Origin of the sequence: Janthinobacterium amylolyticum (genome assembly GCF_051380655.1) — a bacterium.
Taxonomy (GTDB): Bacteria; Pseudomonadota; Gammaproteobacteria; order Burkholderiales; family Burkholderiaceae_D; genus Janthinobacterium.
In genome coordinates, this window is record NZ_JBNYXL010000002.1 from 62,229 (window position 1) to 74,103 (window position 11,875).

10 protein-coding genes are annotated in these 11,875 nt (G+C 66.2%); 7 read left to right on the top strand and 3 right to left on the bottom strand.

Translation table 11 applies throughout. The annotated features are described in order from the left end of the window. Window positions 1–153 precede the first annotated feature (153 nt). Window positions 154–1,926, top strand: a complete 1,773-nt coding sequence (locus ACQ4WR_RS03905) for a GGDEF domain-containing protein (protein WP_436485453.1) — start codon at window positions 154–156, stop codon at window positions 1,924–1,926. On the opposite strand, the gene ACQ4WR_RS03910 is transcribed toward ACQ4WR_RS03905, so the two are convergent. After that, window positions 1,916–2,398, bottom strand: a complete 483-nt coding sequence (locus tag ACQ4WR_RS03910) for a CinA family protein (RefSeq protein ID WP_102299115.1) — start codon at window positions 2,396–2,398, stop codon at window positions 1,916–1,918. The genes ACQ4WR_RS03905 and ACQ4WR_RS03910 overlap by 11 nt on opposite strands. A 239-nt stretch (window positions 2,399–2,637) precedes the next feature. Between ACQ4WR_RS03910 and ACQ4WR_RS03915 the strand changes: the two genes are divergently transcribed. From ACQ4WR_RS03915 to ACQ4WR_RS03925, 3 genes are read left to right on the top strand one after another with little or no spacing between them, the layout of a single operon-like run. Then, window positions 2,638–3,240: a TOL_0243 family YfiR-like periplasmic protein gene (locus tag ACQ4WR_RS03915; RefSeq protein WP_180979612.1), complete on the top strand. Its 603-nt coding sequence runs from the start codon at window positions 2,638–2,640 to the stop codon at window positions 3,238–3,240. Then, window positions 3,241–5,271, top strand: coding sequence for a sensor histidine kinase, YfiR-like protein-associated (locus ACQ4WR_RS03920; protein ID WP_436485456.1), 2,031 nt, complete (start codon window positions 3,241–3,243; stop codon window positions 5,269–5,271). It abuts the gene before it with no gap. After that, window positions 5,268–7,844, top strand: coding sequence for an EAL domain-containing protein (locus tag ACQ4WR_RS03925; protein ID WP_436485458.1), 2,577 nt, complete (start codon window positions 5,268–5,270; stop codon window positions 7,842–7,844). The genes ACQ4WR_RS03920 and ACQ4WR_RS03925 overlap by 4 nt, the downstream gene beginning before the upstream one ends. A gap of 7 nt (window positions 7,845–7,851) precedes the next feature. On the opposite strand, the gene thiL is transcribed toward ACQ4WR_RS03925, so the two are convergent. Continuing rightward, the gene (thiL, locus tag ACQ4WR_RS03930; protein ID WP_436485460.1) at window positions 7,852–8,832 is read right to left on the bottom strand and encodes a thiamine-phosphate kinase; all 981 of its coding nucleotides are present in this window, start codon (window positions 8,830–8,832) and stop codon (window positions 7,852–7,854) included. A gap of 89 nt (window positions 8,833–8,921) precedes the next feature. Between thiL and ACQ4WR_RS03935 the strand changes: the two genes are divergently transcribed. Next, window positions 8,922–9,527 carry a hypothetical protein gene (locus tag ACQ4WR_RS03935; protein ID WP_436485461.1) on the top strand — a complete coding sequence of 202 codons (606 nt, stop codon included), beginning with the start codon at window positions 8,922–8,924 and terminating at the stop codon, window positions 9,525–9,527. On the opposite strand, the gene ACQ4WR_RS03940 is transcribed toward ACQ4WR_RS03935, so the two are convergent. Continuing rightward, entirely contained in the window at window positions 9,524–10,045 is a 522-nt protein-coding gene (locus ACQ4WR_RS03940) for a MarR family winged helix-turn-helix transcriptional regulator (protein WP_436485463.1), read from the bottom strand. The genes ACQ4WR_RS03935 and ACQ4WR_RS03940 overlap by 4 nt on opposite strands. A gap of 121 nt (window positions 10,046–10,166) precedes the next feature. Here ACQ4WR_RS03940 and ACQ4WR_RS03945 point away from each other — a divergent pair, with 121 nt between their 5' ends. Further along, window positions 10,167–11,372 carry an MFS transporter gene (locus ACQ4WR_RS03945; RefSeq protein ID WP_436485465.1) on the top strand — a complete coding sequence of 402 codons (1,206 nt, stop codon included), beginning with the start codon at window positions 10,167–10,169 and terminating at the stop codon, window positions 11,370–11,372. Between the two features lie 33 nt (window positions 11,373–11,405). Continuing rightward, window positions 11,406–11,786: a hypothetical protein gene (locus tag ACQ4WR_RS03950; RefSeq protein WP_219726873.1), complete on the top strand. Its 381-nt coding sequence runs from the start codon at window positions 11,406–11,408 to the stop codon at window positions 11,784–11,786. Window positions 11,787–11,875: the final 89 nt, after the last annotated feature.

The window sequence follows — 11,875 nt, forward strand, 5'->3', positions numbered from 1 at the left end:
CTCCCGGCCAGACTGCAACTGGCATTTTTACCACAATCCTTTGCAAATATGCCATGGGGAAGAGCGAATCTGGTTATGATGTTAATCAGGATACCATTGATGCAGAGCAAGTTTTGAGTGAAAAATCCACCCCAGAGTGTGAACGAGGACGCAGTGCCGATCTCCAGTCTCGATAAAGCCGACATTGACCGCCTCAATCAGCAAGCGCTGTCTTGCCTGGTGGGCAACCGGCGCCAGGCGCGGCGGCTGGCGCAGATGGCGCTGGCGGCGGCGCAGCGCCAGCAGTATGCGCGCGGCAGCGCGTACGCCGAACTCAATCATTGCTGGCTCGCCTATTATGCGGGCGAGGCGGAGCCGCCGTGCGAACGCCTGACCGACTATTTCCAGCAGACGTGCGACCTGGAGGGCGGCATGGAAGTGGCGGCCCTGCAAGGCGCTTACGCCAGCCGGCGCGGCGACTTTGCCGATGCCGAGCAGCATTTCCTGATGGCGCGCAGCCAGGCCGCGCAGATTCCCGATACCCTGCATAAATTCATGCTGTATGCGCGCCTGGGCGTCGATGCCCTGAACCGCGGCGACACGCAGGACGGCCCGCGCAACTTTTTGCTGGCGCTCGATATCGCCGAGCGCTTCGGCAGCCCCGCGCACCGCGTCAACAGCCTGTCGAACCTGGCGTCGTCGCAGCACGACCTGGGCAATGACGAGGATGCCATTCCGCTGCTGGTCGAAGCGCTCGAGATCATCGGCACGCAAAAGCTGAAATACCAGCAGACCATTGTCTCGGCCAACCTGGCCATGTGCCTGCTCGCTACCGGCAAGCCGGCCGAGGCGCTGGCGCTGGTCGAGCCGTTCTACGAGTGGCCGGAAGAAGACCTGGCCATCCGCGCCTTTTTGTTCTGCATCGCCGCCCACGCCGCCATCCTGCTGCGGCAGCCGGCCAGCGCGCTGCAGCTGCTGCTGCGCGCCGAGGAATATGCGCGCCGCGGCCAGGACCTGGAAGAGCAGATGCATGCGTGGCTGGTGCGCGGCAAGCTGGACTTGCATGCGGGGCAGACGGCGCAGGCGCTGGCATCCCTGACGCAGGCGCACAGCCTGCTGAGCTGGACGCGCAACCCCTTCCACCAGCAGCAGATCCTGCGCGGACTGGCCGACATCAATGCCCAGCTGGGTCACTGGGAAGCGGCATATGGTTTCCTGCAGCAATACCAGGCAGCCTACGAGGCCAGCAGCAAGTCGGCGCGCGCGTCGCGCATCCTGATGCGCAACCTGGAAAAGGAAATGCACAGCCTGAAGGCCGAGCGCGACAAGGCGCTGGAGCTGCAGGCGGCGCGCGAGACGGAAAACGTCAAGCTCGAGCACCTGAACCGCGAACTGGCGCACCAGATCATGCACGTCAATTCGCTGCAGGACAGCCTGAAGGAGCAGGCCATGCGCGACCACCTGACGGGCCTGTACAACCGCCGCCATTTTGAAACCTGCCTGAATGCCATCCTGTACGAGGCCGATGCGGATGCGCCCGTGGCCATCGCCATCATCGACCTGGATTTCTTCAAGCGCGTCAACGATACCTATGGACACAACTTTGGCGACGAGGTGCTGATCCAGTTCGCGCGCCTGGTGGAAAGCCAGCTGCGCGGCAGCGACATGGTGTGCCGCTACGGCGGCGAGGAATTCTGCTTGCTGTTGCGCGATGCCGACAGCGTGATCGCCGCGCACAAGATCGACGATATCGCCGCGCGCTACCGCGAGCTGCTGATCCGCCAGGCGCCGCACAGCCTGGTGGGCTGCACTTTTTCGGCCGGCATCGCCGAGTATCCGCGCCACGGCGCCGGCCGCCACGAGCTGCTGATGCGCGCCGACAGCGCCCTGTATGCGGCGAAACAGGCAGGCCGCGACCGCGCCTGCATCGCCGACGCTACTGGATAAAACGCAGCAGTTCCCGCAGCGCCTGCGCCACGGCCTGCGCGCGCACGGCCTGGCGGTCGCCGGCAAAAACCAGCCGCTGCGTGAGCACGCGCCCGTCCATGGCCCAGCCGAAGCAGACGGTGCCGACCGGCTTGCCGGGCACGCCGCCCGTGGGGCCGGCGATACCCGTGGTCGAGACAGCCACCTGGGCTTCGCTGTGGGCCAGGCAGCCTTGCGCCATGGCGGCGGCGACTTCTTCGCTGACGGCGCCATGCGCGGCGAGCAGTTCCGCCGGCACGCCCAGCATGCTGCGCTTGGCGGCATTCGTATAGGTGACGAAACCGCGCTCGAACCAGGCGCTCGAGCCGCTGATGTCGGTGACGGCCTGGGCCACGCCGCCGCCCGTGCACGATTCGGCCGTCGCCAGCAGCAAGCCTTTTTCCTGCAAGACCTTGCCGACCTGGGTGGAGAGTGTGAAGATAGCGTTGTTCATGTGGATTTCCTGCATGCGAGGCCATGACTGTAGCATGGCTGGCCTTTCCGGCCGCGCCGTGCCGGGCTGAGCGCGGCAGAAGAAACTTTCCCCGCTGACAGCGAAAATGCGTACACTCTTTTATACATTTGCTACCAATATGGCGCGCCGTCCGGCGTGGTGCCGCCATCGGTTCGCTTTACCCATTGGGACGCGGCATGGCGCCGCGCCTTCGAACGCATTATCTTTACTCGGTTGTCATGGCACTACTGAACTGGACCTGGCGGCATAGCGGCCCTCTGCGCGGCCCCGTGCGCGGCCCCATTTGCTGGGGCTGGCTATTGCTGTTGCTGGGCGTGCTGTGCGTGGATGCGCGGGCACAGGTGCCTGGCGAGCTGGAGCGGCAGGTGAAGGCCGCCTATCTGTACAAGTTTGCCGGTTTCGTCGAGTGGCCGGAAGGCAGTTTTGCGCGGCCCGATGCGCCGCTGGTGATCGGCGTGGCCGGCGCCGATGCGCTGGCCGAGCAGCTGGAACTGAGCGTGGCGGGCCACAGCGTCAACGGGCGCCCGGTGCAGGTCAGAAAGGTGCGGCGCGGCGAGTCGCTGGCTGGCTTGCATGTGCTGTATCTGGGCGCGCTGGACAAACCGGTCCTGCAGGAGCTGCTGGCGGCCAGCCGTGGCCTGGCGCTGTTGACGGTATCCGATTCGGATGAGGTCTATGCCATGGGCAGCATGATCAATTTTGTGATGGCAGACGACAAGGTGCGTTTCGACGTGGCCTTGAAACCCGTGGCGCAGGCGCATATCCGCATCAGTGCGCGCATGCTGCTGGCCGCCTACCGCGTGCAGACGGGAGGCGCCTAGATGATCAGGCTGCGTTCCATCCGCCGCAAGCTGATGACGGTGGTCTTGCTGACCACCCTGGTGGCCCTCGTCATTTCGCTGGGTACCATCGTCGTCTACGACTTGCGCGCCTACCACCGCAACCTGGTGGCCGACATCAGTACCCAAGCCGAGCTGCTGGGGCACATGAGTTCGGCCGCGCTGGCCTTCGACGATGAACGCCTGGCGCTGGAAAACCTGAATTTGATGCGCATCCGCCCGCGCGTCACGGCCGGCGCCCTGTACAAGGCCGACGGCAGCCTGTTTGCCAGCTACCGCGCGCATGAACATACGGGACCGGTGCCGCAACAGGTGGGCAAGGAGGGCGAAAACATCGCCGGCAAGTCCGTCGAACTGTTCAAGCCCATCGTCGACAACGGCGAGCTGCTGGGCACCGTCTACCTGCGCGCCGACTATGAACTGGCGGGGCGCACCGTCGATTACCTGGCCATCGCCCTGAGTGTGACGGTGCTGGCGCTGCTGGTAGCCTTGCTGCTGCTGCGCCGTCTCGATCATGTGATCACGCAGCCCATCCTCGACATCGCCGACGTGGCGCGCGAAGTCATCGAGACGGGCGACTATTCGCGCCGCGCGCGCAAGCTCAGCGCCGATGAGGTGGCGCAGCTGGTCGATTCCTTCAACAAGATGCTGGCCGAGATCGAGCTGCGCACGCAGGCGCTGGAACGCTCGAACGGCGAGCTGGCGCGCGAGGCCGAGCAGCGTGCCCAGGCGCAGCAGGAAGTCATGCGATTGAACCAGGAGCTGGAAGTGCGCGTGCATGAACGCACGGTGCAGCTGGAAATGACGAATGGCGAACTGGCCATGGCGATGGAAGAGGCGCGCAGCGCCAACTATGCCAAGTCGGCCTTCCTGTCGTCGATGAGCCATGAATTGCGCACGCCGCTGAACGCCATCCTGGGCTTCGCGCAAATCCTCAGTTCCGACCGCCTGCCGTCGACGCTGGCGCAAAAGAAGGAATTTGCCGGGCATATCCTCAAATCCGGACGCCATCTGCTGACCCTCATCAATGAAATCCTCGACCTGGCGAAAGTCGAATCGGGCACCGTCAGCCTGTCGCTGGAACCGGTGGCCCTCGATGCCATCTTGCAGGAGTGCCGCGACATGATCGCGCCGCTGGCCAGCCAGCGCGGCATCGGCATGGCCTTTCCCGGCGATTGCGTGCTCAATGTGCTGGCCGACCGCACGCGCCTGAAACAGATTTTGTTGAACCTGCTGTCGAATGCGCTCAAGTACAACCGCGCGCAGGGCCAGGTGAACATCGCTTGCGCGCCGCAGCCGGGCGGGCGCGTGCGCATCAGCGTGCGCGACACGGGCATCGGCCTCGATGCCGAGCAGGTGGCGCTGCTGTTCCAGCCCTTCAACCGCCTGGGTCAGGAAGGCGGCACGGAAGAGGGCAGCGGCATCGGCCTGGTGGTCACCAAGCGCCTGGTCGAACTGATGGATGGCAGCATCGGCGTGGCCAGCGAGCCGGGCGTGGGCAGCACCTTCTGGATCGAGCTGCGCGCCATCGATGCCTTGCCCCTGCCCGCGCCGTCCGGCTTGCCGCGGCCGGACCTGGCCGGCGCGCTGCTCGAGCACAGCGCTCCCGTCACGGTGCTGTACGTGGAAGACAATCCGGCCAACCTGACCCTGGTCGAGGAAATCGTCCGCTACTGCCCGCAACTGCGGCTGCTGACGGCGCACGATGGCCACCTGGGCGTGGAAATGGCGCGCACCCACTTGCCGCAGCTGATACTGATGGACATCAACCTGCCCACCATGAATGGCACCGACGCCCTGAAACTGCTGCGCGCCGACCCGCGCACGGCGCACATTCCCGTCATCGCCCTGACGGCCAACGCCATGCCGGGCGACGTCGAACGCAGCATGGCGCTGGGCTTCTACCGCTATCTGACCAAGCCGATCAACCTTGACGAGTTCAACGCGGCCATCAACAGCGCGCTGGCGCATGTGGCGCAGCAGCGCCGGCAGAAAGGCACGGGCGCGCCATGATCAGCCAGGCCGACATCTATGGCGCGAAAATCCTCATCGTCGACGACCAGGAAGTCAATCTGCGCCTGCTCGAGCATCTGCTGGAAAGCGGCGGCTACACGGCCATCACCAGCACCCTCGACGCGCGCGCCGTGGCCGGCCTGCACCAGCGCCACCAGTTCGACCTGATCATCCTCGACCTGGTGATGCCGGCCATGAGCGGCTACGCCGTGATGGATGCGCTGCGCCCGCTGGAGCTGGAGGGCTATTTGCCCGTGCTGGTGATCGCCGCCGATCCCGACGCCAAGCTGGCGGCGCTGGAGGCGGGCGCGCGCGACTTCATCAGCAAGCCTTTCGATGCGTTGGAAGTGCTCACGCGCATCCGCAACATGCTCGAAGTGCGCCTGCTGCACCGCGCCGCGCGCCACTACAACGCGCTGCTCGAACGCACGGTGGGCCAGCGCACGGCGGAACTGCAGCGCTTCCGCGGCGCCATGGACGCCACCACCGATGCCATCTTCCTCGTCGACGTGCTGGGCATGGCCCTGGTCGACGCCAACGATGGCGCCTGCCGTTTGCTCGGTTACGCGCGCGCGGAGCTGCTGTCGCTGTCGCCCGGTGCCCTGCTGCCTTCGCCGCCGCCGGCGCCGCTGGCGGCCCTGCTCGATGGCTCGGCCCACCTGGCCACGGAAGTGACGGAATGCGAACTGCTGCGCCGCGACCTGAGTCTGGTGCCGGTGGAGCTGGGCTGGCACTGGTATGCGCAGGCGCCCGTGCCGGGCGGGCAGGCCACGGGCGGCCTGCTGTTGATCGCCGTGGCGCGCGACATCAGCGAACGGCGCCAGGCGCAGGAGCGCCTGAAGCACCTGGCCCATTACGATGGCTTGACGGGCCTGCCGAACCGCAGCCTGTTCTACCAGACCCTGGCCCAGGCCGTGGAACTGGCGCAGGAAAAAAGCTGGCGCATCGTGGTGCTGTTCATCGCCCTGGACCGCTTCAAAAGCATCAACGACACCCTGGGCGCGGCGCTGGGCGACGAATTGCTGCGTCAGTTCAGCAACCGGCTGGTGGAATGCGTGCGCCTGCGCGACACGGTGGGGCGCCTGGGCAATGACGAATTCGCGCTGATCCTGGCCATGAGCCGCAACCAGCAGGAAGCCGTGGCGGTGGCCAACCAGGTGCGCGAAGCGCTGCGCGCGCCGTTCGACCTGCGCGGCCACGCCGCCACCCTGACGGCCAGCATCGGCATCGCCATGTATCCGGACGACGCCACCGATCCGGAAACGCTGATCAAATACGCGAATACGGCCATGGGCGGCGCCAAGCAGGCGGGCCGCGACGGCTACCGCTTTTTCACGGCCGGCATGAACGTGCAGGTGCTGGCGCGCCTTGACCTGGAACTGGCGCTGCGCCATGCACTGGAACACGGACAGTTCATCCTCTACTACCAGCCGAAGGTGGACTTGCGCACGGGCCGCATCAGCGGCGTGGAAGCGCTGCTGCGCTGGCGCCGTCCCGGCTACGGCCTGGTGGCGCCAGCCGAATTCGTGCCGGTGCTGGAAGACACGGGCCTGATCGTGCGCGTCGGCGCCTGGGTGATCCAGGCCGCCTGCCGCCAGATCGCCGAATGGCGGGACAGCGAAGTGGGCCCCGTGCGCGTGGCCGTCAACGTGTCGAGCCGCCAGTTTGCCGAGGGCGACCTGGAAGGCGAAGTGACGCACGCGCTGGCGCGCTACCAGGTGGCGCCGGAACTGCTGGAGCTGGAACTGACGGAAACGGCGCTGATGTCGAATGCCGAGCGCACCATCGTCGTGCTGGGCAAATTGAAGAAAATCGGCGTGAAGGTGGCGATCGACGATTTCGGCACCGGCTACTCGAGCCTCGCCTACCTGCAGCGCTTCCCCATCGACAAGCTGAAGATCGACATCGCTTTCGTGCGCAACATCACCAGCAACCCGAACGACGCGGCCATCGCGCTGGCCATCATCAGCATGGCGCACAGCCTGAAACTGAGCGTGGTGGCCGAAGGCGTGGAATCGCGCCCGCAGCTCGAATACCTGCGGCGCAACCGCTGCGATGAAATCCAGGGCTTTTATTTCAGCCGCGCCCTGCCGGCGCTGGAACTGGGCCAGATGATCGTCGCCGGCGCCGGCCTGCCGCCCGGCCACGACCCGGCCGCCCAGCCGGCGCAAACCCTGCTCATCGTCGACGACGACGTCAATGTGCTGTCCTCGCTGCACCGGCTGTTCCGCCCCGAGGGCTATCAAATCCTCACGGCCAGCACGCCGGCCGAAGGTTTCGAGATGCTGGCGCTGCACCGCGTGCACGTCATCGTCTGCGACCAGCGCATGCCCAGCATGAGCGGCACGGAATTCCTCAGTAAGGTAAAAGAGCTGTACCCGGAAACCATCCGCATCATCCTCTCTGGCTACACGGGCCTCGAAGCGGTGCTCGACTCGATCAACCGGGGCGCCATCTACCGCTTCTATACGAAGCCGTGGGACGACACCCAGCTGCGCGACAACATCCGCCTGGCCTTCCAGCACTACTGGATGGTGAACCAGCCGGGGCTGGCGCGGGTGGCGGTGCGCTGAGCGAAGCTTATTCGCTGAAGTGGTCGAACGAGCTCAGTTGTAAATCTAGCGGCTGCCCGGCCGCATCCACCAGCCGCAAGCCTGGCTGCGCTTCGATGCGGCCCACGCGCGTGGCTGGCGTGCCGCAGGCGATGGCCAGGGCGGCGATGGCCGCGCGCGCGGATGCCGGCGCCGTGAAGCACAGTTCATAATCGTCGCCGCCGGCGGCCGTGTAGCGGCGGCGCAGGGTGCCGGCTTGCTGGGCCAGGATGGGGCCGGCGGGCAGGGCGTCCACGTCCAGGGTGGCGCCCGCCTGCGAGGCCTTTAATATGTGGCCCAGGTCGCCCGCCAGGCCGTCCGAAATGTCGATGGCCGCATGCGCGAGGCCCTGTTCCGCCAGGGCGCAGCCCAAGGCCACGCGCGGCGTCGGCGTGTGCATGCGCGACGCCGCCGTCAGCAGGTCGGCCGGCGCCAGTTCCAGTTCCATGCGGTAGCCGGCCAGCGCCAGTCGCGCGTCGCCCAGGGTGCCGCTGACCCAGATGTCGTCGCCCGCCACGGCCGCGCCGCGGCGCAGGGCCTGGCCCGGCGCCAGTTCGCCAAACACGGTGATGCAGATGTTCAGCGGACCTTTGGTGGTGTCGCCGCCGATCAATTCGCAGCCCCATTCGTCGGCCAGCGCGAACAGGCCGTCGGCAAAGCCGGCCAGCCAGGCGCGTTCCGCTTGCGGCAGGGCCAGGGCCAGGGTGAATGCCACGGGACGCGCGCCCATGGCGGCCAGGTCGGACAGGTTCACGGCCAGGCTTTTATGACCGAGCATGCGGGCGTCGGCGCCGGCAAAGAAATGCCGGTCCTCGACCAGCATGTCCGAGGAGATGGCGATCTGCTTGCCCGCGCCGGGGGTGATCAGCGCGCAATCGTCGCCGATGCCCAGGGTGGCGCGGCCGGGGCGCTGGCGCACGAAATATTGTTTGATCAGGTCGAATTCGGAAAGCGCGTCGTGTGGGGCCATGGCGTAGTCTGTGCGTTGAGTGATGGTGTGGCCCGGCTATTATAGGCTGGCCTACAATAGGCGCCTTTGCCACTGCCGATCCGCTTGCCATGCCCATCCTCGATATTCACGTCTTGCTGCAATCCTGGCTCGATCATGGCTGGTTGCGCGACCCGCAAGCCGTCGGCCTGAGCACTTTCGAGGCGCAGGAGCTGGTGGCGCACGGCTTCTATCCCGTCAGCGACGTCGACCAGCTTTGCCTGTACGAGGACGAGCGCCTGTTCCGTCGCGCCGGCCGGCCCGTGCACGCATTGTTCAAGGCGTTTCTGCAGCGCGGCCAGCTGGTCGCGAATGGCCTGGGCCTCGGTGATCAGGTGCACCTGGCCGGCTTCCTGCGCGCGGCGCGGCAGCCTTTGCCGGCGTTTCGCGTGCTGCTGGAACAGGGGGGCCGCAGCGGCGCCCTGCTGTTCGAGAATGGTCTGGTGCTGCAGTTTGCCGCCAACTTGCGCGGCAAGCCACGCCATTACTATCTGACCCTGGTCGAGGGCCACGTGGCCGATGCCCAGCTTCCCGACCGCGACAGCGATATCGACTTGCGCGCGGCCAGCGCACGCCATGTCCAGGCCATCTACGACAGCCGTGACCGTGCCGAACTGCAGCGCCTGGCGCGGCGCGGCAATGCGGCGCTGCGCGAGCTGGCGCACCTGCTTTCCTAAATTTTCTTCGCCTGCGCCATGCCGTGCAGCAGCTTGGCCAGCAACTGGTCGAGCTGGCGCTGCTCGTCCGAGTTCAAAGCCGAGAGCATGGCGCGCTCGTTCTCCACGTGCAGCAGCACGAGTTTTTCTATCAGTTCCAATCCCTTTTGTGTCAGGGCCACCAGCACGCCGCGCCGATCCGTCGGGTGCTTCTGGCGTTCGATCCAGCCGGCCGCTTCCAGCCGGTCGATGCGGTTGGTCATGCCGCCCGAGGACAGCATGGCCGCTTCGTACAGGGCCGTCGGTGTCAGGCTGTAGGGCGCGCCCGAGCGGCGCAAGGTCGCCAGCACATCGAATTCGCCCGGTTGCAAGCCATGTTCGGCGAACAGCGGATTGAGCCAGTCGCGCGCCATCAGCTGCGCCACCGTGCCCAATTGGCCCACCAGCTGCATGGCGCGCGTATCCATCTGCGGCAGCTCGCGTTGCCATTGTGCGGCGGCAAATTGCGCGCGCGTGTGTTCTTGCGGGGTAGTTGTCATCGGGGTTCCATTTATCTTGACATCAAGATAGATTTCTATCTTCGTGTTAAGATACTTTTCATCGAGTCATATTTGATGACGCATTAAACCATGTGCCTCCCAGCGAGGCAAGGACTATCCCATGCCTTCAACACGCCCTGCCGCTTCCCCTTCTTCTTCAGTTTCTTCGGCCCTGCTGGTGGCCGCCATCATCCTGCTGGGCCTGAACCTACGCCCCATCCTGGCCGCCATCGGCCCCTTGCTCGACAGCATCCAGGCCAGCACGGGCATCAGTAATGCCGACGCGGGCCTGCTGACCACCGTGCCCGTGTTCGCCATGGGTCTGTGTGCGCTGGCGGGCGCACAGCTGCAGCGCCGCCTCGGCGTGGCGCGCGGCATTAGCTTGGGCATCGCCATCATCGCTGCCGCCTGCGCGCTGCGCTGGCCCCTGCACGGCAGCGGCGGCCTGATCGCCACGGCGGCCCTGGGCGGCCTGGGCATCGCGCTGGTGCAGGCACTGCTGCCCGCCTTCATCAAGCGCCATTTCCCCGAGCGGGCAGGCCAGGTGATGGGCTTTTATACGACGGGCATCATGGGCGGCGCGGCCATTGCCGCCGCGTCCGCTTCGCCCTTGGCGCAGTCGCTGGGCTGGCAGGCGCTGCTGGCCCTGTGGGCGCTGCCGGCCGTGGCCGCCGGACTGCTGTGGCGCCGCGCATCGGCCGCACGCGTGGACGTGTCCGGCGGCACGGGCGCCAGCCTGCCCGTGGGCAGTGGCCGCGCCTGGCTGCTGATGGTGTTTTTCGGCATCGGCACGGGCGCCTATACGCTGGTGCTGGCCTGGCTGCCGCCGTTTTATACGGAACTGGGCTGGAGCGCCGCCGACAGCGGCTTGCTGCTGGGCGGCCTGACCCTGGTGGAAGTGCTGGCGGGACTGGTGATTTCCAGCGTCATCCACCGCTTCCCCGACCGCCGCATCCTGTTATTGTCCGTATTGTTGTCCGTGCTGGCCGGCCTGGCTTGCCTGATAGTGGCGCCCGCGCAACTGGCGCTGCCCGCCGTGATATTGCTCGGCTGCGGCATCGGCGCGCTGTTCCCCTTGTCGCTGATCGTCAGCATGGACCATGTGCGGGACCCGGCCGGCGCCGGCGCGCTGCTGGGCTTTGTGCAGGGCGGCGGCTACATCATCGCCAGCGGCATGCCGTTCATCGCCGGCCTGATCCGCCAGCACTCGTCCAGCCTGGCACAGGCGTGGATGGTAATGGCGGGCGGCGTCATCGTGCTGCTGCTGATCGCCGTGCGCTTCGCGCCCGGTGCGCGGCTGGCGTCGCCGGCGGCAAAAATCGCGTAGGCTGTCGGCTTGTCCTTGAGAGAAAGCTCCGCCATGGCTGACCATCCCGCCACGCCACCGTCCCTGCTGCCCGCCAACCGCCGCATCGTGCTGTCCGGCGAGGATGCGCTGCGCATCCTGCGCGAGATCGAATTCCTGCTGCAGTCGCTGCATCACATCGGCCGCCACTATTATCCCGACGGCGACGATGACGGCGCCGATGCCCTGCGTCGCGCGCAGTATTGCGCGGAGACGACGCGCTTCATCGATGCGCAGCAAGCGACGACGCGCCTGGCCCTGATGCGCAGCATTTTGTCCGCGCCCTTCGACGACACCCTGGGCGCGGACGACATGGACGATATCGAGCGCGCCGTCGCCGCGCTGCCGCTGTGGCGCGCCTCGGATGACCCATCACAAAAACTAATTGAAATCTAAAATTTGATAGTTTTTCCTGTTCAGGACGTTTGTGCTGCCGGACGGCCTTACAATGCTAGGTTATGCGTTTTCGTGATATCAGACTGTGG

Coding starts and splice junctions, on each gene's coding strand:
- ACQ4WR_RS03910 (WP_102299115.1), bottom strand. CDS start 2,398: ATGAACAACGCTATCTTCACACTCTCCACCCAGGTCGGCAAGGTCTTG.
- ACQ4WR_RS03915 (WP_180979612.1), top strand. CDS start 2,638: ATGGCACTACTGAACTGGACCTGGCGGCATAGCGGCCCTCTGCGCGGC.
- ACQ4WR_RS03920 (WP_436485456.1), top strand. CDS start 3,241: ATGATCAGGCTGCGTTCCATCCGCCGCAAGCTGATGACGGTGGTCTTG.
- ACQ4WR_RS03925 (WP_436485458.1), top strand. CDS start 5,268: ATGATCAGCCAGGCCGACATCTATGGCGCGAAAATCCTCATCGTCGAC.
- thiL (WP_436485460.1), bottom strand. CDS start 8,832: ATGGCCCCACACGACGCGCTTTCCGAATTCGACCTGATCAAACAATAT.
- ACQ4WR_RS03935 (WP_436485461.1), top strand. CDS start 8,922: ATGCCCATCCTCGATATTCACGTCTTGCTGCAATCCTGGCTCGATCAT.
- ACQ4WR_RS03940 (WP_436485463.1), bottom strand. CDS start 10,045: ATGACAACTACCCCGCAAGAACACACGCGCGCGCAATTTGCCGCCGCA.
- ACQ4WR_RS03945 (WP_436485465.1), top strand. CDS start 10,167: ATGCCTTCAACACGCCCTGCCGCTTCCCCTTCTTCTTCAGTTTCTTCG.
- ACQ4WR_RS03950 (WP_219726873.1), top strand. CDS start 11,406: ATGGCTGACCATCCCGCCACGCCACCGTCCCTGCTGCCCGCCAACCGC.